General features: G+C 59.4%; 21 protein-coding genes. 7 read left to right on the top strand and 14 right to left on the bottom strand.

Going from position 1 to position 21,859, the window contains the following annotated elements:
• Positions 1-18: 18 nt before the first annotated feature.
• From AC4IC4_RS14950 to AC4IC4_RS14935, 4 genes are read right to left on the bottom strand one after another with little or no spacing between them, the layout of a single operon-like run.
• Entirely contained in the window at positions 19-1,344 is a 1,326-nt protein-coding gene (locus AC4IC4_RS14950) for a lysine N(6)-hydroxylase/L-ornithine N(5)-oxygenase family protein (protein WP_491471433.1), read from the bottom strand.
• Positions 1,341-3,083 (bottom strand): aerobactin synthase IucC, encoded by a 1,743-nt coding sequence (gene iucC, locus AC4IC4_RS14945; protein WP_491471432.1) that lies wholly within the window; start codon positions 3,081-3,083, stop codon positions 1,341-1,343. Before iucC ends, AC4IC4_RS14950 begins: the two co-directional genes overlap by 4 nt.
• Positions 3,080-4,027 (bottom strand): GNAT family N-acetyltransferase, encoded by a 948-nt coding sequence (locus tag AC4IC4_RS14940; RefSeq protein WP_491471431.1) that lies wholly within the window; start codon positions 4,025-4,027, stop codon positions 3,080-3,082. Before AC4IC4_RS14940 ends, iucC begins: the two co-directional genes overlap by 4 nt.
• A complete protein-coding gene (locus AC4IC4_RS14935) occupies positions 4,027-5,769 on the bottom strand; it encodes an IucA/IucC family protein (protein ID WP_491471430.1) in 1,743 nt (580 codons plus the stop codon). The genes AC4IC4_RS14940 and AC4IC4_RS14935 overlap by 1 nt, the downstream gene beginning before the upstream one ends.
• A gap of 138 nt (positions 5,770-5,907) precedes the next feature.
• On the opposite strand from AC4IC4_RS14935, the gene AC4IC4_RS14930 reads away from it, so the two are divergent.
• Entirely contained in the window at positions 5,908-7,119 is a 1,212-nt protein-coding gene (locus tag AC4IC4_RS14930) for an MFS transporter (RefSeq protein ID WP_491471429.1), read from the top strand.
• Here AC4IC4_RS14930 and mtfA read toward each other — a convergent pair.
• Positions 7,116-7,913: a DgsA anti-repressor MtfA gene (gene mtfA, locus AC4IC4_RS14925; RefSeq protein ID WP_491471428.1), complete on the bottom strand. Its 798-nt coding sequence runs from the start codon at positions 7,911-7,913 to the stop codon at positions 7,116-7,118. The two genes, AC4IC4_RS14930 and mtfA, sit on opposite strands and share 4 nt — an antisense overlap.
• Positions 7,914-8,361: 448 nt before the next feature.
• Here mtfA and AC4IC4_RS14920 point away from each other — a divergent pair, with 448 nt between their 5' ends.
• Entirely contained in the window at positions 8,362-8,742 is a 381-nt protein-coding gene (locus tag AC4IC4_RS14920) for a tail fiber domain-containing protein (protein ID WP_491471427.1), read from the top strand.
• Positions 8,743-8,787: 45 nt separating this feature from the next.
• On the opposite strand, the gene aroQ is transcribed toward AC4IC4_RS14920, so the two are convergent.
• Positions 8,788-9,279, bottom strand: coding sequence for a gamma subclass chorismate mutase AroQ (aroQ, locus tag AC4IC4_RS14915; protein ID WP_491471426.1), 492 nt, complete (start codon positions 9,277-9,279; stop codon positions 8,788-8,790).
• Positions 9,280-9,628: 349 nt separating this feature from the next.
• Between aroQ and AC4IC4_RS14910 the strand changes: the two genes are divergently transcribed.
• Positions 9,629-9,898, top strand: a complete 270-nt coding sequence (locus AC4IC4_RS14910) for a hypothetical protein (protein ID WP_491471425.1) — start codon at positions 9,629-9,631, stop codon at positions 9,896-9,898.
• Positions 9,899-9,918: 20 nt separating this feature from the next.
• On the opposite strand, the gene AC4IC4_RS14905 is transcribed toward AC4IC4_RS14910, so the two are convergent.
• From AC4IC4_RS14905 to fliE, 8 genes are read right to left on the bottom strand one after another with little or no spacing between them, the layout of a single operon-like run.
• A complete protein-coding gene (locus AC4IC4_RS14905; RefSeq protein ID WP_491471424.1) occupies positions 9,919-10,323 on the bottom strand; it encodes a flagellar protein FlhE in 405 nt (134 codons plus the stop codon).
• Positions 10,320-12,413, bottom strand: a complete 2,094-nt coding sequence (gene flhA, locus AC4IC4_RS14900; protein ID WP_491471423.1) for a flagellar biosynthesis protein FlhA — start codon at positions 12,411-12,413, stop codon at positions 10,320-10,322. The genes AC4IC4_RS14905 and flhA overlap by 4 nt, the downstream gene beginning before the upstream one ends.
• Entirely contained in the window at positions 12,413-13,558 is a 1,146-nt protein-coding gene (gene flhB / locus AC4IC4_RS14895; RefSeq protein WP_491471422.1) for a flagellar biosynthesis protein FlhB, read from the bottom strand. Before flhB ends, flhA begins: the two co-directional genes overlap by 1 nt.
• Positions 13,559-13,576: 18 nt before the next feature.
• Entirely contained in the window at positions 13,577-14,215 is a 639-nt protein-coding gene (gene cheZ / locus AC4IC4_RS14890; RefSeq protein WP_491471421.1) for a protein phosphatase CheZ, read from the bottom strand.
• Positions 14,216-14,220: 5 nt separating this feature from the next.
• The gene (gene cheY / locus AC4IC4_RS14885; protein ID WP_059385156.1) at positions 14,221-14,607 is read right to left on the bottom strand and encodes a chemotaxis response regulator CheY; all 387 of its coding nucleotides are present in this window, start codon (positions 14,605-14,607) and stop codon (positions 14,221-14,223) included.
• Positions 14,597-15,676, bottom strand: coding sequence for a protein-glutamate methylesterase/protein-glutamine glutaminase (locus AC4IC4_RS14880; protein WP_491471420.1), 1,080 nt, complete (start codon positions 15,674-15,676; stop codon positions 14,597-14,599). The genes cheY and AC4IC4_RS14880 overlap by 11 nt, the downstream gene beginning before the upstream one ends.
• Positions 15,673-16,527 carry a CheR family methyltransferase gene (locus AC4IC4_RS14875; RefSeq protein WP_491471419.1) on the bottom strand — a complete coding sequence of 285 codons (855 nt, stop codon included), beginning with the start codon at positions 16,525-16,527 and terminating at the stop codon, positions 15,673-15,675. Before AC4IC4_RS14875 ends, AC4IC4_RS14880 begins: the two co-directional genes overlap by 4 nt.
• Before the next feature lie 16 nt (positions 16,528-16,543).
• Entirely contained in the window at positions 16,544-16,867 is a 324-nt protein-coding gene (gene fliE / locus AC4IC4_RS14870) for a flagellar hook-basal body complex protein FliE (RefSeq protein WP_491471418.1), read from the bottom strand.
• Positions 16,868-17,131: 264 nt separating this feature from the next.
• Here fliE and fliF point away from each other — a divergent pair, with 264 nt between their 5' ends.
• From fliF to fliI, 4 genes are read left to right on the top strand one after another with little or no spacing between them, the layout of a single operon-like run.
• The gene (fliF, locus tag AC4IC4_RS14865) at positions 17,132-18,811 is read left to right on the top strand and encodes a flagellar basal-body MS-ring/collar protein FliF (protein WP_491471417.1); all 1,680 of its coding nucleotides are present in this window, start codon (positions 17,132-17,134) and stop codon (positions 18,809-18,811) included.
• A complete protein-coding gene (gene fliG / locus AC4IC4_RS14860) occupies positions 18,811-19,797 on the top strand; it encodes a flagellar motor switch protein FliG (RefSeq protein WP_491471416.1) in 987 nt (328 codons plus the stop codon). The genes fliF and fliG overlap by 1 nt, the downstream gene beginning before the upstream one ends.
• Positions 19,784-20,488 carry a flagellar assembly protein FliH gene (locus AC4IC4_RS14855; RefSeq protein ID WP_491471415.1) on the top strand — a complete coding sequence of 235 codons (705 nt, stop codon included), beginning with the start codon at positions 19,784-19,786 and terminating at the stop codon, positions 20,486-20,488. Before fliG ends, AC4IC4_RS14855 begins: the two co-directional genes overlap by 14 nt.
• On the top strand, positions 20,485-21,849 hold the full coding sequence (gene fliI / locus AC4IC4_RS14850) for a flagellar protein export ATPase FliI (RefSeq protein ID WP_491471414.1): 1,365 nt from the start codon (positions 20,485-20,487) through the stop codon (positions 21,847-21,849). Before AC4IC4_RS14855 ends, fliI begins: the two co-directional genes overlap by 4 nt.
• Positions 21,850-21,859: the final 10 nt, after the last annotated feature.

Raw genomic sequence — 21,859 nt, 5'->3', positions numbered from 1 at the left:
TGACCCTGATTGTGTGTGTCAGTACTCGGTGGTTTTTGCTAATGATTTAAAAACCTGACTGTTCTCCGGGCTGGTGGTGCTTCGCCAGTGGATAACGCCAGGAGTGGTGGCCAGCTCAAACGGCTCGTCGGCGTGCGCGCGATTCAGAATTCGCGCCGCGCGCCAGGCCATCAGGCTGAGCTGGGGTTCGGCAATGCCGAGACGGTGCATCCCGGCATTCACGGCGAACAGGCGGTTGCTCTGCGGACCGTCCCATTCGAGGGTGAAATCGTTGTTGATGCAGAAGGCTTCGTCCGAATCCAGATGCAGGCGGTGAGACAGCGGCGCCAGGAACGCGGGCTGCACGGCGCGGTAGCCGGTGGCGAAGATCGCCACGTCGCTCTCCAGCTGCTCGCGGCCGCCGTCGAGGTGGTGCTGAATGCTCAGACGATGCCCGTTTTCCTGGCGCGTCAGGGACGTCACCGAGCGGGACGGCAGGAGATGCGCCCAGGGTTTTTCACGCAGCACTTCGAAGCGGTGATACATGGCGCGGTAAATCGCCAGCAGGGACTCGGTGGTGATGCCGTCGGAGGTCATCTTCTGCTCGTGCAGCATCTGACGACGGGCCTCTTCCCCCAGCGTGGAGAAGCTGTCCACGTACTCCGGCGTGAAATACTCGTTGGCAAATGCGGCTTCATCCAGCGCGTTGTAGTTGTTGCGGCGTGAGACCCAGTTCAGGCTCAGCGGCTGGCCCCATTCACCGCGGAAAATATTCAGGAACAGGTCGGCGCCACTCTGGCCGCCGCCGACGACGGTGACGCGCTTGCCCGTAAGATCCGGCGTGCGCAGCATCATCTCGCTGGCGTGGAAGCAGGTATCGTCCTGCACGGTGACGCAGTCAGGCAGGTTGATCTGTTTGCCAATCCCCACGCAGACGTGGCGCGCCAGGAAGCGGTCGCGCTGGGTCACCACCTCAAACAGGCCGTTTTTCTCATCAAAGCTCACCTGCTGCACCTGCTGGCTAAAGGACAGGTTAGTGAGGTTTTCCGCCGCCCAGCACAGATAGTCCGCAAACTCCTCGCGGGAAACGGTGCGCTGCTCGGTGGTCAGGAAGCGATAGAACTTTTTGCGCTGCACCAGGTAGTTCAGGAAGCTGTGGCGGTTGGTCGGCTCCACGGCGCTGACCAGATCCTTCAGGAAGCTGGTCTGCATGTGGCAGTCCGGCACCATCATGCCGGGGTGCCAGGAGAAGTGCGGTTTACGCTCAAGAAACAGCGAACTAAAGCCGTCCAGCCCTTCCGCCAGCGCGGCGATGCTGAGGTTAAACGGGCCAATACCAATGCCGATGAAATCATAGGTTTTCATTGCGCTGACTCCCGGGAGGCGAGAAAAAGAGGGTTATCAAGGTCGGTGACGTAGTTCGGCAGCATGCGGCTGCCGCCGTCGTGTTCGGAGAAGGTCAGTTTGACCGGGTTGAGGATCACGCGAATAATTTGCGGCTTAAACAGGTCGAACGTCGCGAAGCGCTCAGCAAGCTCGGGGTGCGCGGCCATATAGCGGTGCAGCACTCCGGCGAGGATCTGATAGAAACGCGTTTCGCTGATGCCGCTTTGCAGCGTGAGGCGCGAGATAAAGCGCAGCACCGTCACAAAGTTGCCGGTTTGCAGGTCGTGAATAATGTAATCCGCGCTCAGGCGCGCCGTGACGGCCTTCACCTGCTCCGGCAGGCTCTGCGCCTGCGGGAAATCCTCATCCACCAGGCGCATATCGCCCTGGAAATCTTTCAGCAGGATGCGCTGCGGGACGTAGTCCTTCATCACCAGCGTCACGTTCTGGCCGTGGGCGATCAGCGCCACGCCGTAGCGGCAGAGCAGGTGATAGAACGGGATGACCGATGCCTCAAACAGTTTTTCCAGCCATGCGTCGGCGCTTAACCCGGAACGGTTGATCCACGCGTCGATCAGCGCACACCCGGCGTTGTCGGTTTCCATTAGCGCCGCCAGCAGCACCGCCTGTTCGCCGTCCTGCAGATAGCAGGACGGGTTTTCCCGCCAGATCACGCCCAGCATCTCCTGGTAGCGGTAGGGCGCTTTCGGCAGCGCCGCATAGCCCGGATGCGACAGGTATCCGGCAGCGGGTTCGCCAAGCACCTGCGCGCCAGAGCGGGCAAGCGTGGCGTCGCTGGCGAACTGCTGCTGCAGCCAGCGCGAGGCCAGCGGTCCGGCGGCAATGTATTTGCCCGGAATGCCGCGATAGCAGGAGGTGTTGTAGATCGTCAGCGGGAGCTTGATGTCAAACGGCGCGCGACGGCTGGCGTTGGTGAGCGTGCGCAGAGACTGCTGCGCCAGGTACTCATCGCCAAACTCGCCCAGCTCAACCATCTCACCGCGCGCCAGCTGCGCCAGGAAATGAATGGCGATCTTCTGCTGCCACTGCCACGGGTGCAGCGGCACGGGCAGCCAGCTGTCGTCGAGACCCAGCGCCTGCCAGCGGGCGTCAAAGCGGGCGCGCTCGACGTTGTCCATGGCGCTAGCCAGCAGGGTGCTGATATCGCAATCGCCGTCGCTGCTCCAGACCAGATGCTTCCGCTGAACGGCAATCCAGTGCAGACGAAAACGTCCGCGATACTCAGGCGCGTACTGACGCAGCGCGTCCAGGCCCCAGCCGCGGCGACCTTTGTTGAAAATAAACTTCGGGTGACCGCGCATCAGACACTGTAATTCGTCCGGGTCGAGGTGGATCAGCGCGTCCGCGTCCTGCCCTTCACGCGCATGCAGCAGCTGCATGTCGCCGCGCAGCGTGGCGTAGAGATCTTCCATGTGCTCTGCCGTTTGCGCGTCGCTCATCTCCAGCACTTTTGCGAGTTGCAGGAGCGCGCTTTCCGCCTCTACGGCGGCACCGCTGGCGGTGGTCAGGCTGTCCGGGTCGATATGCAGCCAGCCCCAGATCCCGCGCGCGGCGCGAAACTGCCAGGACTCGTTGCCCATGGTGATGCGCCAGCCGTCAGACGCAAGCGGCTCGGCGCGCAGGGTGCGTTCGTATTCCAGCTCGGCGAGGATCTTCGCCACCATCTCGCGGTTCACTTTTTCCCAGAGCGTGTTCACAGGCCCACCTCGCTGAAGAAGCGGTGACGCTGGCTCATAATGAGACGCGAGCGTTTATGCGGGAAGTCGAACTCTTTCACCGTGTCGAAACCGGCGGAGGCCAGATGGCGGAACAGGCGCTGGTTGTCGAAGCGCGGCTCGGCGACAATCCGCGTGGTGCGCGGTTCATCGAGATACAGGTAGTGGCTCAGGCCGCGCAGCCAGCTGCGGATATACTGCGCGCCGCGCCAGTTCTCTTCGCCCACCAGCATGTGCAGGCCGCGGTCAAACGGCTGCCAGCGGTAGTGGCGGCCAATGCGGTCTTCCGCCGCCCAGTAGAGCTCAAAATAGCCGAACGGCTGGTCGTCGAAGCAGCCGATAACCGGGTAACAGTAGGTCGAGTCAAGCTGACGACGCAGGTAGCTTTCCTGCTCGGCCTGCGGGCCCGCCATCTCCCAGAAGGCGTTCACTCGCGGGTTGTTCATCCAGCGGGTAAAACGTTCGCTGTCCAGCGCCACGTCGGCGACGCGGAAGCTGAGGGTGCGCTTAATTTGCGGATCGTAACGGCGGTACACTTCGCCCTGCGGACGGCAAGGGCGCAGCGGGAAGTACAGCTGACGGCTCTCGTCAAACTGCATGCCGCTGCTGGCCTGATGCCGTTCGCCTTTCAGCCACAGCGGCAGCTGCCAGAAGGTTTCACGCGCCAGATAATCCCCGCTTGCCAGGCCAAACAGCGCCTGCGCCTGGGGTTCATCCTGCCAGTCCGCCCAGGGTAACGTAATGCCGGTCAGCGCGGGGGCGGCCACAAACAGCTGATCAAGGGCTTCCACCAGCCAGCCGTCCGGGATCCCCTTCAAACGCTCCAGCACCGCGCTGCCGTCGAGACCCAACGCCAGCGGCAGGGCGCGATCCGTGGCGGTGCAGTGAAAGCCGTAGCCGGAATGGACGATATTCGCGATAGCCATCACGCCTTCTCCTTGTAGAACGGGTTGCTAAAGTCGAAATAGATCACCGCCGGATCGGCGATGGTGTTTTCATTGCGATCGTGCAGATAGCAGAAGAAGTTGCCTTTGCAGTTCCAGGTCGGGCTGTCGAGCACGTAGTCGAGGCAGCGGGTCTGCTTCGCCGTGCGGCGCAGTTCCGCCAGCGCGTCGCGCACCCGGGACATCAGGCTCTCCTCGCTGTCAAAACCGGTGGCAGCAAGGGCGGCGGTAACGGCAAGGGTAGAGTTCAGCAGCAGGTAGTAAGGGAAGTAGCGCAGCAGCTGGCTCTCACCGAAGCGGTTTTCCACCTCAGTTTCGCCCGCCTCCTGTAGCCACGCGTCGGCCCCTTCGGTCCACGCGCTGCCCTGACAGTCGCGGTAGATCAGCCCGACCGGGAAATCCTGCTGCATCTCAACAAGGATATTTTGCTGGTGCGCCAGCAGGACCAGACCGTAGTCCGCCTCGGCGCTGAACAGCGGAAGCAATACGCGGTCGCAGTAGGCGTCCAGCCAGCAGCGGGCGGCCTGGGCGAGCGGTAAATCAAGACGCTGACTCAGACGGCGCACTGCCGCGGCAAGCAAGCTGTCACCGCCGTCCGGCGCGGCCTGCGTCAGGCTCACCAGCACGTTGGTCTGGGTGTCTGGCGTATCGAACAGCAGATTAACGCGCAGGGCCATCAGGCTCTCTTCCTGAATGACGCCACTGTCATCGCGCAGTCCCGCCCAGCCGTCTTCCTGCATCACGCGCATGGTCGGGTAGCGCGCCTGCAAATTTTGCCAGCGTTCCGTTTTCGCCAGGCGCGCCAGGCGCATGCCGCGCTTAACTTCTTTCACCGACAGCGTGCGCACGGAGTTGGTCAGACGCACGCTGAGGGAAAACTTAATCATGTCGCTGTTGGTCTCGCTGTAAAGCGAGCGTGACGAGCTGGTGGGCAGCCACTGTGCGCCCGCCTCACCCAGGTCCTGCAGTGAACCGTTTTCCGCCAGACGCTGGCACCACTCCTGCTCCAGCAGATAGTCGGCCTGCCACGGGTGCATCGGCAGCAGCCAGCGGGTGTCCGTGAAGTGGCCGAGCAGTTCGGGCGCGCTCTGGGCCGCGAAGCGCAGCAGACGCTCACGCAGGGAGACGTTCAGGCTGTCGCCGGCAACGAGCGTGCTCTCAACGGCAAACCAGCGCAGCGGGAAGCGGGAGGCGAAATCGGGCAGATAGCGACGCGCTTCGGTTTCGTTGAACGGCTCGTGCGATTTCGGTGCCGGGTGAAACGCATGGCCGACCAGCAGCGCCTGTTCCGCGTCGGCAAACGTCAGAGGCTTATCGCGCAGGGTTGCCCAGCGGTGGCGTAAATCAATCGCCTGCCAGGTGTGGACATGGCTTTCGAGAACGCGCTGCTTAAAACGCGCCAGCGTATCGGCATCCAGCGAGCCTTTTACGGACGGTTTTTCAAGAATTAAATCAACCAGTTGACTGAATGTGACGGCGTCACCGTTATCATTGTTGCTCTGAATAAGCGTTGCCGGGAAATGGTACTGATGATGCTGGGTAGGAGAGAAATAGCGTACCGGCACCCGAAGCGCCTGGGTTTGGGAAAGCGGGATATGAATCTCAGATAGCGCATCCGCAGCGGTAGCGGGGAGATAGCGCCAGTCCTTCGTTTCGCGCAACAGGGCGTTTAAAAAACACTGGGCTGCAACGTCTGTACCGGCGGTGCGGAGCAGAGCACGCATAGATGTACCTCATTCCATGATTGATAATAATTCTCGTTATGATATTCATTCTGTTTACAGTCGCAACCATTTTTGCAATATTTGTTTTCATAAATTTCATAATTTCCACACATTTATTGACACTATGTTCACATTCTCATGCGCACTGACTCTGAAATATTGACCGAAAACGTCACCTCAAAAGCTAACTGGCCCCTGGCGCTATCTGCGGGTTTACTGGGCATCGGGCAAAACGGTTTGCTGGTGATGCTCCCGCAGCTGGTCACCCTGACCGGGCTGTCACTCTCGGTCTGGGCCGGGCTGTTGATGTTTGGATCCATGCTCTTTTTACCGGCATCACCCTGGTGGGGGCGTCAGAGTGAGCGGAAGGGGTGTAAGTCTGTCATGCTGGCCTCACTAAGCGGCTATCTGGCCAGTTTTGTTGTGATGGCGCTGGTGGTCTGGGCGATGGCGGCCGGAAGGCTGGATACGGTCTGGGGGCTGGCGGGGCTTATTTTCTCGCGCCTGCTCTACGGACTGACGGTCTCGGGGCTGGTGCCTGCGGCCCAGACGTGGGCGATTCAGCGTGCGGGACTGGAGAAAAGAATGGCGGCGCTGGCGACGATAAGCTCCGGCCTCAGCTGCGGGCGTTTGCTCGGCCCACCGCTGGCGGCGCTGATGCTCAGCGTTAATCCGGTTGCGCCGCTCTGGCTGATGGCGGTTGCGCCGCTTATCGCTCTGCTGCTGGTGCTTCGCGAAGTCGCTGACCCGCCGCTGCCGCCGGTAGCCCACCAGGCAACCCGCCTGCAGGCCTCCATGCTGCCGTTCCTGCTGCTGGCGCTGCTGCTGGCGGCGCTGGTGAGCCTTATGCAGATTGGCCTGTCACCGCATCTTAGCCCGTTGCTGGACGGTAACGCCCGGGAGATCAGCCATCATGTCGCGCTCCTGCTGAGCCTGGCCGCGCTGGCCACGCTCGCGGCACAGTTTCTGGTGGTCCGCCCGCAGCATTTCAGCCCGGTGACGTTGCTCTGTATCGCGGCGGTGTTAATGGTGGCCGGGCTTGGGCTGATGTCTGTCTCCGGTTTAGCGTTGTTCTACGTAGGGATTGTTATCACGTCACTCGGGGCGGCGATGGCCACGCCGGGCTACCAGCTGCTGCTGAACGACAGGCTGACCACCGGGAAAGGGGCGGGCGTCATCGCCACAAGCCACACGTTAGGTTACGGCGTCAGCGCGCTGCTGGTGCCTGTGGTGACGCGTTTTTACGGGGAGCACTCTTTAACGGTGGCCGCATGGGGAATGGCGGTGCTGTTTTTAGCCCTGAGCATAGGGGTACGGTCAATCGAGCGTCCCCCTGCTGAAAAACCTTAATGGATCTGGCGGGAGGAATGGCCGCCAGACTCCTCATGTTGCCGCAGACGCTGCAGGGGATCCTGCTGATAAAACTGGCAGAAACGCTGCCACAGCGCCGGGAAACGGGGCGCGAAAAGCTCGGGCGCGCTGAAGAAATACTCCGAGAGCACCGCGAAGCATTCGGCCGGGTCGGTTGCCGCATAGGCGTCAATGCTGGCCGCGCTTTCGCCGACCAGGTCTATTTCATCCTGGATGTTATCCATCGCCGCATGCAGGTCGTGCTCCCAGCCCGCCACCTCGCGAAGCGGGATCAGCGGGACGCCGCTGGCGCGATCGCCGTTGCGGGTATCCAGCTTGTGCGCCACCTCATGGATAACCAGATTAAAACCGGAGGCGTCGAACGAGTCCTGAATGTCGAGCCAGTTGAGGATTATCGGCCCTTGCTGCCAGCTTTGTCCGGACTGCACCACGCGCTGGTTGTGCACCAGCCCGATATCGTCCTGCCATTCGTCATCCACCACGAACGGCGCGGGGTAGATAAGCACTTCGTGGAAACCGTCCAGCCACTCAATGCCGAGCTCAAGCACCGGCAGACAGAAAAGCAGGGCGATGCGGGCGTTTTTCAGGGGATCGAGTTCGAAACCCTGCAGTGGGACCAGGCGTTTTTGCTGTAAAAAACGATCCGCCAGCTGAACCAGTTTCGATTGTTCATCCGGTTTAAGATTAGCCAGAACAGGGATCGTCAGTGCGTCATCCCATGGCAGCGCCACATTTTGACCAGCGTCATTTGATTTCCAGGGCCACTTAATCATCGCTTTGCTCGCAAACTCGTCACTTGAACAAAATTGAAAGGTCAGGGGGTTAACATGCCAAACAACCCGGCATGATGGCAATAACAAAACGGAGAGATGCCGAAAAACGGAACAGGGGTAAGGTGTTGAAGGGGTAAGTCCTTCTCTCTCCGTCGCTATTCAAGCACTTATCCCGTTTCCTTTCAGTGACAACAATCCCATTGACAAAATTCTGCGTAAATCCCGTCAGGAACAGGCCCACTCCGGGAACGGTAATGAGCAGACAAAGTCGGGGGATTATTAGCGATAATTGCTGTCAATAATACGCGTTTATTGCCCGTTAGCGCCTATGGTGCGAAAAAGAAATTATTGCTACCGTTTAATCATCAGCGCGGGAATATATTGCTGATAATACTATCTATAAATACACAACCCTGAATATCCAGTATCTCATATATATGGAGCGTTTATGTTGTTAAAAAAATCCGCGTTTATAATTATCCCTCTGATGTTTTCCGCCTCTGCCCTGGCCGATGTCGGCTCAAGATGCTGTCCTTTCAGCGATGAAAGCCTGAAAGAAGATATTCGCCCTCTTGAGGGCTCCCTGGATAAAATTCTCAAGCTGGAAGGGGTCTCTTATACCTGGAAAGAGAATAAAAGTCAGGATGTCGGATTAATCGCGCAGAATGTTGAAAAGGTCTATCCGGAACTGGTTAAAACGAAAGACGGGAAAAAGCAGGTCGATTATCAAAAGCTGGTGGCCCCGCTGATTGAAGCCGTACGTGAACAGCAGAATGAAATTAAAGCCTTAAAGGCTGATGTTGCACAATGTGCATTGAAAAATAAGTAATTTAACCCTGAGCCCGTCGCGAACGTGATGGGCTCAGGCGGATGTTCACTGACGTTTAATCTTCCCGAGCGCATCGATCAGTTGCGCCTTCTCCAGCGCTGATATCTGCTTATCGTCCAGTAATCGGCCCAGCGTGCGGTCCTGCGCGTCGCCAAATCCACCGCCCGTCAGAATTTGACGGCTAATCAGATTCAGGATCGTATTATCCAGTGCAAGAATTTGCGCTCTCACGTCTGCCAGTGGGCGGGGCTGCCACTCTTTTTCAGGCTGTAAACGCCAGCGATCGAGATAGCGATACTGGATACTTTTACTGACGGCCATCTGCGTCTGGACAAACGCGTCAATGCTCTGCGGATCCAGCATGGCGTCACGGGCAGCGCTCTGCGCCTTCAGGAGAACGTTTTTTTCTCGGGGGAGATCCTCAACGGGAAGGTGGTTCGCAGCCTTATAGCCCGCCACATCCTTCATTACCTCGAATCGTGTGTTTAGTGCTTCCGCCAGCTCAGGTAGGGTGGCGGCATTCACGGATGCGGCCATGGAAGAGCCACACATTAAAATTGATGAAACCACGACAGCGAAATAGCGCACGTTTATTCTCCCACTAATATTATCCGGAACGTTATTATGGCAGCCTGTTTTTGACATGCAATTGTTTATGGCGTTAATAAACGATGACATTTGTAAGCATTTTAGATGATAGGGTGATAAATCATGGATGTCCGTCGATGAAGGCGAAAATAATAGAAAGGTATTTAAGGTTATTACCCGATAAGAATTATGTACTCACTGATATCATGATAAAGCGCAATTCAGCCTTCTGAATAAATAACAGGATTACACGCTGTAATCTCTTTTACAGGCGTCAGCATGGACTACAGGAGAGGCTATGGAATGGCAGATTACGGATGCCGTTGAGTTATCGACCTTACAACGCTACGCGCTTATTCTGTGTGCCGACCAGTTAACGCTGGTGGCCGTCGTCACCACCCCAGCATCGCTTTCTGCGGGCGACATTCTCTATCCCGTTCGGGATGCAAAATACCTGATCAATAAGAACGAACATAAAGTCGTTAAGATAGTCAGCGCCGCCGCGTTTACGCCTTTACGCTGGAAATCGCTACAGGCGCAATCGGATTTGAACGTCGCAGCGCTTTAATTTTCAGTGGACAGCAAGCCTTAGCGATAACAGTAGCTTACCGTGAGCTGATTGCTCAGCACGGTTAACGGGGCATCAAGACGTCCGCCCGCCGCGGAATAATACTCGAAACGAAACGGCCCGCCTGCCGGCATCCCGGCAGGCAGAGGCAGCTCTCCGGCAAAGCCGGGCAGTATTATGCAGCGCGTAGCGCTGCACAGGCGGATGCGAAACCCCGGCGGGGTCAGTCCATGCGTCGCGATCTTCCAGTGTACGCGTGACGCTGCGGCCCCTGTGGGCAGGGGAGAGGGGCTTTGCACTGGTTTGCTCTTCAGCACCTGCTGACCCTGGCTCAGCGTGCCGCCAAAGCTGCTGCTGCTCCAGGAACCGTCCGCCGCCATGGCAAGCGGCGAGATCAGAAGCAGGCCTGACACCCACCGTTTCATCCTTTACCTCCAATCAGATAGGTCATCCGCACGTTGCGCTGGGTGTTGATCTCCTGGCTGGACAGCACCGCCAGCTGCGGGAAGATGCGGCGAAGATAGCGCGACAGCATCAGACGCAGGGCCGGGTTGACCAGCAGCACCGGCGGCGCACCTAAGCCTTCCTGATGCTGCAGCGCCAGTTCAGTCTGCTTCATCAGATTTTCGGCAATGCCCGGTTCAATTGCGCTCCCGCTCTGGGTCGCCTGCACAAGCAGTTGCTCCAGAGAAAGATCCAGACCAATCAGCTGAATATCGTCCTCACCCGGGAACCACTGCTGGGTAATCGCTCTGGAAAGACGGGCCCGCACGCGAGTGGTCAGCTCATCGGCATCGCTTTGGGCGGTGGCAAACTCCGCCAGCGTGTCGATGATGGTGCGCATATCGCGGATCGGTACGCGCTCGGCAAGCAGGTTCTGCAGCACCTTGTGCAGCGTGGTCAGGCTGATGACCGCCGGGATCAAATCTTCCACCAGCTTAGGCGACTGTTTGGTTATCTGGTCGAGCAACTGCTGTGCCTCCTGGCGGCCAAACAACTCCTCGGTATGGGTGGCGATCAGATGGTTGAGGTGCGTAGCGACCACCGAACTCGGGTCAACCACCGTGTAGCCCAGCGTTTGCGCCAGTTCGCGATGCACTTCGTCAATCCACAGGGCTGGCAAACCAAAGGTGGGCTCGGTGCACGGCGTACCGGGAACCTCACCCTCTGCGCAACCGGGGTTGATCGCCATCCAGCGGTCCGGCTGAACGTCACCTGAACCGATGATGACCCCTTTGAGCAGGATGCGATAGTGCGTCGGAGCCAGGTCCAGATTGTCACGAATATGAACGGCGGGCGGGAGGAAGCCCATCTGCTGAGCAAACTTCTTGCGAATGCCGCGCACGCGGGTCAATAACTGGCCCTGCTGCTCGTGATCCACCATCGGGATCAGGCGATAGCCCACCTCCAGACCCAGGGTATCTTCCATTTGCACATCGGACCAGGTCGCTTCGTTGACCTGTGCAACTTCTGCATCCGCCGCGTCGGCATCAGCCTGTATGCCACCCGTTTTTTTCTCGTCACCTTCGCGGCCGCGCAGCCACCAGGCGACGCCCAGCAGCGTGGCGGTAAACAGCAGGAAGACAAAGTTAGGCATGCCGGGGATCAGCCCCAGCAGACCAATCACGCCCGCCGCCAGCACAATCACGCGCGGAGAGGTAAACAGCTGACCCACCATCTGCTCACCCACATCCTGATCGTTCGCCACGCGGGTCACGACCACACCGGCCGCGGTGGAAATCACCAGGCCCGGGATCTGCGCCACCAGACCATCACCGATGGTCAGCAGGGTATAGGTTTCACCGGCCACGCTCGCGGACATGTCGTGCTGCATCACGCCAATCACCAGACCGCCAATAATGTTGATCGCCATAATCAGCAGTCCGGCGATGGCATCGCCGCGCACAAACTTGCTCGCTCCGTCCATCGAGCCGTAGAAGTCTGCCTCCTGCGTCACCTCTTTACGGCGGCGCTTGGCTTCCTCTTCGCCGATCAGGCCAGCATTCAGATCCGCGTCAATTGCCATCTGCTTGCCTGGCATCCCGTCGAGAGAGAAGCGGGCGCCGACTTCTGCAATACGTCCGGCACCCTTGGTGATAACCATAAAGTTAATGATGATCAGGATGATGAACACGATGATACCGATGGCGAAATTCCCACCTACCAGGAAGTGGCCGAAGGCTTCCACCACCTGACCCGCCGCTTCCGAGCCGGTATGACCGTTCATCAGGATCACGCGCGTGGAGGCGACGTTAAGCGCCAGACGCAGCAGGGTGGAGAACAGCAGCACTGTCGGAAACGCGGAAAACTCCAGCGTGTTCTGGGTAAACATGGCGACCAGCAGGATCATGATCGACAGCACGATATTGAAGGTAAACAGCAGGTCCAGCACAAAGGTGGGCAGCGGCAGAATCATCATCGCCAGGATGGTCATGATCAGCACCGGACCGGCCAGCACCTGCCACTGGGTTTCCTGCATGTTGGGTAATCGTAATTTGGTGGCGATATTGGCCATCACTCTCTACTCTCTTGTGCAAAATCCATCTCCGCCGGAACGGGAAGATCTTTAGGTGTCAGCGGACGTAAGCCGTAGCCCTTACGCCAGCGCTTAAGGCCATAGACCCAGGCCAGGACTTCCGCGACCGCGCTATACAGCTCGGCGGGCACCGGCGAGCCGGGGTCACAATGGCGATACAGGGCGCGCGCCAGCGGCGGCGCCTCAAGCATGGGAACCCGGTTCTCTTCAGCCAGCTCGCGGATGCGCAGGGCAATCAGCCCGCTACCGCTGGCGACCACCATCGGGGCACCCATAGCGCCTTCCTGGTACTTCAGGGCCACCGAATAGTGAGTCGGGTTATTGACCACCACGTCGGCGGTGGGAACATCGGTCATCATTCGCTGCTGCGCCATCTGACGCTGCAGCTGGCGAACCTTACTTTTAATCAGCGGGTCACCTTCCTGATTTTTGAATTCGTCCTTAATTTCCTTCAGGCTCATGCGCAGCTTTTTAAAGTTGCTCCAGAGCTGGTAAACCACGTCGAATGCCACCATCGGGATCAGCGATAAAATAATGACCAGCATGCAGCCCATCAGCAGGGCGCTGATATCACCCAGCGCCATGCGCAGCGGTTCATACATCAGGCTGATAAACTTCCCTTTGTTGAACCATAAAAACAGCCCACCCCCGATGCCCGCCAGCGTCACCTTGAGAATGCTCTTGACCATTTCCGACACCATCTGCGCGGAAAACAGGCGCTTGATGCCGCTGATCGGATTAAGCTTTTTGGCGTTAAATTTGAGGGCCTTGGCGCTCATATTCAGTCCGCCAATCAGTGACGGGGTGGCAACGGCCGTAAGAAACAGGCCGCCGACAAACGGCAGCAGGGCCAGAAACGCCATCCCCAGCAGCGCTCCGGCGTGATGCAGCATCTGCTGCGGGTCGCTGACTAACAGCCGGTCAAACGTTAAACCGTTATGCAGCAGGTGCTGCAGCTGTTTTGCCAGCCAGCCGCCCGCTCCCAGCAGCAATCCCCAGCCTGCCAGCAGCATCAGGACGCTCGTTAACTCGCGCGATCGGGGAACCTGTCCCTCTTCACGCGCTTTTTGCTTTCGGTGGGGGGTGGGGTCTTCTGTTTTTTCGCTGTCGTTTTGTTCTGACATGACATTCGCCCGGCGGGATTAGAAGCCGAGTGACTCCAGCAGATCGTCCACCTGCTCCTGAGACGCCACAATGCCCTCGGCGCGGGTATCTATCTGCGGACCGTTCTTCAGGTGCGCGTCACCGGCAGCGGCGCTGGCGTCGCGTTCGTTCATGTTCTCTACCAGCACGCTGATAAGCTCTTTCTCCACGGTCTCGATAACGTGCATCAGGCTTTGCAGCACCTGGCCGGTGAGATCCTGGAAGTCCTGCGCCATCATGATTTCGGTCAGCTGGCGGTTGGTCTGCTGGGTCTTTTCCGGCACGTCGTGCAGGAAGGCGCGGGTGGCTTTGACCAGCTCGCGGGCATCGTCCAGCGGCTGCGGATTGTCAAACCACGCATCCCAGCGGGCGCTCAGCGCGGTGGCGCTATCGCTCAGCCCTTCCTGCAGGGGGCGCGCCACCTCAACGCTGGTCAGCGCCCGGTCAGCCGCCTGGGAGGTCTTACCCACCACATAGTTCAGGCGGTCGCGGGTGTTCGGAAACGCGTCCGCGACTTCCATAATCGCCTGTTCCAGACCGAGGTTGGCCATGCTGTCGCGCAGCAGACGGGTCAACTGTCCGATGCGAACGAAAATCTCAGTGGCGTTATCCGCCTGCATGTTTAACGGGGAGTTCATAAGGGTTACCCGAGTTTTTCAAAGATTTTGCCGAGCTTCTCTTCCAGCGTGGCAGCGGTGAACGGTTTAACGATGTAACCATTGGCGCCCGCCTGAGCCGCGGCGATGATGTTCTCTTTCTTCGCTTCTGCGGTCACCATCAGGACCGGCAGTTTTGCCATCGCCGCATCGCTGCGGATGGTTTTCAGCAGCTCCAGTCCGTCGACATTCGGCATGTTCCAGTCGCTGACCACGAAATCGAAGTCGCTGGCGCGCAGCTTGTTGAGCGCGTCCTGACCGTCTTCGGCCTCGTCAATGTGCTTGTAGCCCAGATCCTGCAGCAGGTTTCGTACGATGCGTCGCATGGTGGCGAAGTCGTCCACCACCAGAAAACGCAAATTTTTATCCGACATGGGGGGTATCTCCTGAACGTCGTGAGTCGGTTTTGGATGAATGATGTTTATGAAAACTGTCCAGTAAGCACTGGCTGATGTCGTCAAGGTCGGCGACCTTTTTCGCGGCGCCCAGCGCGATGGCTTCACGCGGCATACCGAATACCACGCAGCTGGCTTCGCTCTGCGCGAGGGTAAAGGCACCGGTCTGGCGCAGGTGCAGCAGACCGCGCGCGCCGTCCGCGCCCATGCCGGTCAGCAGGGCGGCGCTGGCGTGTTTGCTGGCCTGGCGCGCCACGGAGTCAAACAGCACATCCACCGACGGCCGGTGACGGTTAACCGGTGGGGCGTCGCTGAGCCTGATCCGGTAGCCGTTGTCCTGGCAGATGACCTCCATGTGGCGATCGCCCGGGGCAATCAGGGCGGTACCCGGCCGCACCGGTTCGCCATCCTGGGCTTCACGCACGGCAATCTGGCACAGCGAATCGAGTCGCTGGGCGAAAGAGTGGGTAAAACCGGCAGGCATGTGCTGGGCGATCACAATCCCCGGCGTGCTGACCGGCAGCGGCATCAGCACCCGGCGCAGCGCCTCCGTGCCGCCCGTGGACGCGCCAATGGCGATGATGCTCTGCTGGCGCACGGGAATACCGGCGAGCACCGGCCTTGCCTCGGGGGCGTGCTGGGCCAGCTTCGCGCGGGCCGCGACGCGGATCTTCTCCACCACCAGCTGGCTCCAGCTGTCGATGTTCTCTGCACCGCGGTGCTCCGGCTTGGGCAGAAAATCAACCGCGCCGTGTTCCAGCGCTGTGAGGGTGGCTTTCGACCCCCGGGTGGTCAGGGAGGAGACCATAATCACCGGCATCGGGCGCAGGCGCATCAGGCGGGAGAGAAACTCCAGCCCATCCATACGTGGCATGTCGATATCCAGCGTCAGCACGTCCGGGTTGAGCTGTTTGATCAGCTCGCGCGCAATAAACGCGTCCGGCGCCGTCCCAACCATTTCCATATCAGGCTGCTGATTGACCACCGCACTGAGCATGTTTCGCATCAGCGCGGAATCATCGACCGCCAGCACACGAATCGCCTTCACCGTGTGGCCTCCGTCAGTTCATACACCGACTGCCCCCGCAGGCGCAGCGGAATATGTGCGTGGTTAAAGTGTTCCGAATGGCCAACAAACAGCAGGCCACCCGGCTTAAGCAGACGCGCAAAGCGCTGCAGCAGGCGCTGCTGCGTTGGCGCATCGAAATAGATCATCACGTTGCGGCAGAAAATGGCATCGAACGGCCCGGGAACGGACCACTTTTCATCGAGTAAATTCAACTGCTGATAGTGGATGGCCGACAGCAGTTCCCGTCTGGCTTTCACCCATTCGCTGTTATCGCCTGCGCCCCGCAGAAAGTAGTGACGTTTCTGCGCCAGCGTCAGGGCGTCCAGATCGCTCAGCCGGTACACGCCCGCTTCTGCTTTTGCCAGCACCTCGGTGTCAATATCCGACGCCCAGATGCGCGGCCCGGCCACCGACGGGCCCAGTTGCTCGTTCAGCGTCATGGCGATAGAGCAGGGCTCTTCCCCCGTTGAGGCGGCGGTACACCAGACGCGATAGCCATTCGCGCGCTGCCGGGCATGTTCCGCGAGGATCGGGAAGTGATAGGCCTCGCGGAAAAAGGAGGTCAGGTTGGTGGTCAGCGCGTTGATAAAGTTCTGCCATTCCGGGTGCTCTGCGTGCGACTCCAGAAGGGCGATATACTCGCTGAACGTGGCCAGTCCCAGCGTGCGCACGCGACGAGAGAGACGATTGAAAATCATCTCTCGCTTTTGCGCGTTGACGACAATGCCGGCGCGCTTATAGATTAATTTCCCGACACGCTGTAATTCGCCGTCAGTCAGAGAAAGCGTATTCAGGGATAAGCGTGCAGGCGTGCTGTTAATTTCACTCATAGAATGGGATCAGACCTTACACCGGGGTATTCATTATTTCCTGATACGCGCTGATCATCTTATTTCGCGCCTGCATACCAAAGCTGAATGAAATAGAGGATTTCTGCATCGCCAGCATCACGTCATTCAGGGCAATATCGCTACTGCCTGACATCCACTGCTGGGTTTTGCTCTTTGCCTCAACCTGCGTTTTATTTATTTCGTTAATGCTGTTAAATAAAACGTCAGAAAAAGAGGGGGCGTCGCCGCGCGAGGTCTGTAGCCGGTTAGATGGGCCGCTGACCTGCTGCGCCTGGGTCTGAATTTGATCGAGTACGCCACGCATTAATGTCGCTGACATTTTTCAGTTCCTGATAAATGGGATAAAAACCACTGCTTATTGCACATCTTTTAAACGTCGACAGCTTAACACGCGTTTAAAAACCTCAGAAAATCCAATAAGCCGACAGAACTTTGAGCTTATTTATCCTTAAAAAAAACGCCTTTCAGACGATAATGCCCGCCTGAAAAATTCTTATATTTTTGAAATCGTCGACATCACTCTCGCGAATTTCGTGAGCTGACGCGCATCGCTGATGCGTGCTATTTCATACAGGAATCCGGCATGAGTGCCACACTAAATGAGTTAACCAACAATCCGGCTGAGCGAATTAAATCGATGCTGTCCTCACTTCGCGGCAGCCCGAAGCTTTTGCTGGTGATTTGCGGCGCTGCGGCGCTATCCGTCATCATCGCGCTGATGTTCTGGGCAAAGGAGCCGGATTACCGGGTCCTGTTCAGCAATATCAGTGATGAAGAAGGGGGCGCGATTGTTGCCCAGCTGTCGCAGCTCAATGTTCCTTATCGTATCGACACGCCGGGTGGCGTCATCATGGTACCCGCAGCGCAGGTGCATGAAGTGCGCATGAAGCTCGCCCAGCAGGGGCTGCCGAAGGGCGGCTCGGTGGGCTTTGAATTGCTCGATCAGGAGAAGTTTGGCGTCAGCCAGTTCACCGAGCAGGTGAACTACCAGCGCGCGCTGGAAGGCGAGCTGGCGCGCACCATTGAGAATCTCGGCCCGATCCAGAGCGCGCGCGTGCATCTGGCCACGCCGAAACCGTCGATGTTTGTCCGCGAACAGAAAAAACCGACCGCTTCGGTCACCGTTAACCTGTTGCAGGGCCGGACCCTCGACGACAGCCAGGTGGTGGCGATCACCCATCTGATCTCCAGTGCGGTAACCGGGCTGGCGGCAGAGAGCGTGACCATTGTCGATCAGCGCGGCAACCTCCTCACCCAGAGCGGGCTACGCGGCTTGCAGACGGCGCACCTGAAGTACACCAATGAAATTGAGAGCGACTACCAGCAGCGCATCCAGCGCATTCTGGCTCCGCTGGTGGGGGATGAAAACATCCGCGCCCAGGTGACCGCGCAGATGGATTTCACCGAGCAGGAGCAGACCCTGGAGCAGTACCAGCCGAACAGCGACCCGGAAAAAATGGCGATCCGTAGCCGTCAGGCCAGCCTCTCGGAGCAGGGCAACCGTCGTGGCGCCAGCGGCGTACCCGGTGCGTTGAGCAACACCCCACCGGCACCGGCCACCGCGCCGCTGACCCAGCCGCTTAACACGCCCGTGGATGACAAAAAAGAGAAAACCACCGGCAGCAGCACCGGCCGTGAAACGACGCAGCCGTATAACAATCGCAGCGATGAGACCACCAACTTCGAGGTGGATCGCACCCTGACCCATACCAAATCCAATGCCGGACGCATCCAGCGCCTGTCGGTCGCGGTGGTGATTAACCACCTGCCGCAGGGGGAAGAGGGCAAGCCGGGGCCGATTAGCGAGGCCGAACTGGCGCGCATTAACGCCCTGGTGAAAGAGGCCATCGGCTACAACGCTACGCGCGGCGACAGCGTCAACATACTTAACTCCGCGTTTAACGGCGTGGTGGAGACACCGGTACCGCCGTTCTGGAAGCAGGATCGCTTCTACGCGCTGCTGATGGCTATCGCCCGTTATCTGGTCATTGCCATTATCGCCTGGATCATGTGGCGCAAGCTGGTGCAGCCGGCCTGGAACCGCCACCAGGAGACCACGATTCGTCGCCTGGAGATGGAAAAAGAGGCCCGGGAAGAAGAGATTGCCGCGAAAAAACGTGCAGCGGAGAAAAACAACCGCGACCGAGCGCAGCAGCGGGTGGATACGGAACTCAATGGTCAACAGTTGCGTGAACTGGCAGAGCAGGAACCGCGCGTTATCGCCCTGGTGATCCGCCAGTGGATGAGTAAGGAGCCGAAATAATGAATGCCTCAGAAAAAAGCGCCATCGTCATGCTGACGCTGGGAGATGTCCTGGCGGCGGAGGTGTTCAAGCACCTTAACGCCCACGAGGTTAAGCAGATCAGTGCCTCGATGGTCAACATGGCGGGCTTTACTCACGACCAGATGGCCATGGTGCTGGAGGAGTTTAAGAAAGATTCCAGCGAATATGCGGCGCTCAGCCTCAACACCAACGACTACCTGCGCAGCGTGCTGGTCAAGGCGCTGGGCGAAGAGCGTGCCTCCTCGCTGCTGGAAGATCTGCTGGACACCCATCAGGGCACCAACGGCATCGAAACGCTCAACTTTATGGATCCGCAGGCGGTGTTTGATCTGATCCGCGAAGAGCATCCGCAGATCATCGCCACCATCCTGGTTCACCTCAAACGTAACCAGGCGGCGGACGTGCTGGGCAAATTCGACGACCGTGAACGTAACGACATTATGCTACGTATCGCCACTTTCGGTGGCGTACAGCCTGCCGCGCTGCAGGAGCTGACGGAAGTGCTGAACAACCTGCTGCACGGTCAGAACCTCAAGCGCAGCAAGATGGGCGGCGTCCGTCCGGCGGCCGAGATCCTCAACCTGATGAAATCCCAGCAGGAGGAGGCGGCCATCGAGGCGGTGCGCGAATTCGACGGCGAACTGGCGCAGAAGATTATCGACGAGATGTTCCTGTTCGAAAACCTGGTGGATGTGGAAGACCGCAGCATCCAGCGTCTGTTGCAGGAGATCGAGAGCGATACGCTGATCGTAGCGCTGAAAGGGGCCGACGAGCCGCTGCGCATGAAATTCTTCCGCAACATGTCCCGTCGTCAGGCCGAGCTGATGACCGACGATCTGGCCTCCCGTGGCCCGGTGCGTTTGTCGCAGGTCGAAGCCGAACAGAAGACCATTCTCAACGTGGTGCGTCGCCTGGCGGAGTCTGGCGAGATCCTGATTGGAGGCAGCGACGATGCCTACGTTTGATGATAACAACGCTCGTGAGTGGCGAGCCTGGCAGCCTGAAAACCTGCTGGGTGAGCCGCAGGAAACCCCGCTGCCGACGCTGGATAACGCCCAGTCAGAGGCGCAGCTAAAAGCCGAACTGGCGCGCCTTCGCAAGCAGGCGGAGCAGCAGGGCTTTGCCCAGGGGCAGCAGCAGGGCCAGGAAGAGGGGCGCAAGCAGGGCTACGAGGCCGGGCTGAAAGAGGGCCGCGAGGCTGGATTTGCCCAGGGCGTCGAGCAGGCGCGGGTAGAACAGCAGACGCTGCTGCGCGAGGCCGAAGTCTGGGTCAGCAACTTTAAGCTGGCGCTGGAAAACCTCGAAGGGCTGGTCCCCGCGCGTCTGGTGCAGCTGTCGCTCACCGCGGTCCAGCAGCTTTACGGCACCGCCCGCGTGACGGACAACCAGGCGCTTAACGCGCAGATCCGCAACCTGATGCAGCAGGATACGCTGCTGCACGGCACTATCCAGCTGTATGTCAGCCCGGACGCGTTTGCGCCAGTGCAGGCGGCGCTGGGCGAAACGCTTATCGCGATGGGCTGGGAGTTGCACCGCGACGCCAGCCTGGCCGCCGGGGGCTGCCGGATTGTCTCCCCGGACGTGGAGGTGGACGCCAGCATGGAAACCCGCTGGCAGGCGCTCTGCCAGCTGGCGCGCGAGGAGCTCTCGCAATGAGCCAGCAGTTAAAAAAATGGCTCTCCGCCCTCGACCGGGTGGAGGAAAAACTCGCTCAGGTGCCCGATTTCCGCCAGTACGGCAAACTGACGCGCGCCACCGGGCTGGTGATGGAGGCCGTGGGGCTAAAGCTGCCGATCGGCGCGCTGTGTATCGTAGAGCGCCAGACGGAGCAGGGAATACTCCCCGTCGAGAGCGAGGTGGTGGGCTTCAACGGCCAGACGCTGTTCCTGATGCCGCTGGAGCATGTCGACGGCATCCTGCCGGGGGCACGCATCTACGCCCTGCAACGCTACAGCCACGCCGGTAAACAGCTTCCCGTTGGCCCCCATCTGCTGGGACGCGTGCTGGATGCGCAGGGGCGTCCGCTGGATGGTCGTCCTGCACTAGGGAAACCGGCCGCAGGCCTCTTCACCCCAACGCTTAATCCGCTGCACCGCGACCCGATCAAAACCGTCCTCGACGTGGGCGTACGCGCCATTAACGGCCTGCTGACGGTAGGTCGCGGGCAGCGTATGGGGCTGTTCGCCGGCTCCGGCGTCGGGAAAAGCGTGCTGCTCGGCATGATGGCTCGCTTTACCACCGCTGATGTGATCGTGGTGGGGCTGATTGGCGAGCGCGGTCGCGAGGTGAAGGATTTTATCGAGAATATCCTCGGCGAGGAGGGGCTGGCCCGGGCGGTGGTGGTTGCCGCCCCGGCAGACGTCTCGCCGATATTGCGTATGCAGGGGGCCGTTTACGCCACCCGTATCGCGGAGGATTTTCGCGAGCGTGGCCTCAACGTGCTGCTGATCATGGACTCCCTGACGCGCTACGCCATGGCGCAGCGTGAAGTGGCGCTGGCGATTGGCGAACCGCCCGCGACCAAAGGCTATCCGCCGTCGGTCTTTGCCCGCCTGCCCGCTCTGGTTGAGCGCACCGGTAACGGCGTGCAAGGGGGCGGCTCGATCACCGCCTTCTATACGGTGCTGACGGAAGGAGACGACCAGCAGGATCCGATAGCCGACTCCGCGCGCGCGATCCTCGACGGCCACATCGTGCTGTCGCGTCGTCTGGCCGAGGCGGGGCATTATCCGGCTATCGATATCGAAGCTTCGATTAGCCGCGCCATGACCGAACTTATCCCGCATCCCCAGTACCGCAAGGTGCAGCGTTTTAAGCAGCTGCTCTCCGCGTATCAGCGCAACCGGGATCTGGTCAGCGTGGGGGCGTACGTCAAAGGGAGCGACGCGATGCTGGACCAGGCTATCGACAAATACCCGTCGCTGGAGGCGTTTCTCCACCAGGCTATCCACGAACGCAGCGGCTACGACGACGCCGTTAGCGCCCTGTCCGGGCTCTTCCCGGACATCAGGGACTAATCCGGAGGCG

Source organism: Enterobacter sp. Taxon_2, assembly GCF_058355295.1.
The sequence above is the reverse complement of the archived record's forward strand: the minus strand, read 5'-3'. Positions and strand labels throughout refer to the sequence as shown.

Bases quoted from the DNA above. Each gene is read 5' to 3' on its own strand.
- AC4IC4_RS14950 (WP_491471433.1), bottom strand. From the start codon at position 1,344: ATGAAAACCTATGATTTCATCGGCATTGGTATTGGCCCGTTTAACCTC.
- AC4IC4_RS14940 (WP_491471431.1), bottom strand. From the start codon at position 4,027: ATGGCTATCGCGAATATCGTCCATTCCGGCTACGGCTTTCACTGCACC.
- AC4IC4_RS14935 (WP_491471430.1), bottom strand. From the start codon at position 5,769: ATGCGTGCTCTGCTCCGCACCGCCGGTACAGACGTTGCAGCCCAGTGT.
- AC4IC4_RS14930 (WP_491471429.1), top strand. From the start codon at position 5,908: ATGCGCACTGACTCTGAAATATTGACCGAAAACGTCACCTCAAAAGCT.
- mtfA (WP_491471428.1), bottom strand. From the start codon at position 7,913: ATGATTAAGTGGCCCTGGAAATCAAATGACGCTGGTCAAAATGTGGCG.
- AC4IC4_RS14920 (WP_491471427.1), top strand. From the start codon at position 8,362: ATGTTGTTAAAAAAATCCGCGTTTATAATTATCCCTCTGATGTTTTCC.
- aroQ (WP_491471426.1), bottom strand. From the start codon at position 9,279: ATGGCCGCATCCGTGAATGCCGCCACCCTACCTGAGCTGGCGGAAGCA.
- AC4IC4_RS14910 (WP_491471425.1), top strand. From the start codon at position 9,629: ATGGAATGGCAGATTACGGATGCCGTTGAGTTATCGACCTTACAACGC.
- AC4IC4_RS14905 (WP_491471424.1), bottom strand. From the start codon at position 10,323: ATGAAACGGTGGGTGTCAGGCCTGCTTCTGATCTCGCCGCTTGCCATG.
- flhA (WP_491471423.1), bottom strand. From the start codon at position 12,413: ATGGCCAATATCGCCACCAAATTACGATTACCCAACATGCAGGAAACC.
- flhB (WP_491471422.1), bottom strand. From the start codon at position 13,558: ATGTCAGAACAAAACGACAGCGAAAAAACAGAAGACCCCACCCCCCAC.
- cheZ (WP_491471421.1), bottom strand. From the start codon at position 14,215: ATGAACTCCCCGTTAAACATGCAGGCGGATAACGCCACTGAGATTTTC.
- cheY (WP_059385156.1), bottom strand. From the start codon at position 14,607: ATGTCGGATAAAAATTTGCGTTTTCTGGTGGTGGACGACTTCGCCACC.
- AC4IC4_RS14875 (WP_491471419.1), bottom strand. From the start codon at position 16,527: ATGAGTGAAATTAACAGCACGCCTGCACGCTTATCCCTGAATACGCTT.
- fliE (WP_491471418.1), bottom strand. From the start codon at position 16,867: ATGTCAGCGACATTAATGCGTGGCGTACTCGATCAAATTCAGACCCAG.
- fliF (WP_491471417.1), top strand. From the start codon at position 17,132: ATGAGTGCCACACTAAATGAGTTAACCAACAATCCGGCTGAGCGAATT.
- fliG (WP_491471416.1), top strand. From the start codon at position 18,811: ATGAATGCCTCAGAAAAAAGCGCCATCGTCATGCTGACGCTGGGAGAT.
- AC4IC4_RS14855 (WP_491471415.1), top strand. From the start codon at position 19,784: ATGCCTACGTTTGATGATAACAACGCTCGTGAGTGGCGAGCCTGGCAG.
- fliI (WP_491471414.1), top strand. From the start codon at position 20,485: ATGAGCCAGCAGTTAAAAAAATGGCTCTCCGCCCTCGACCGGGTGGAG.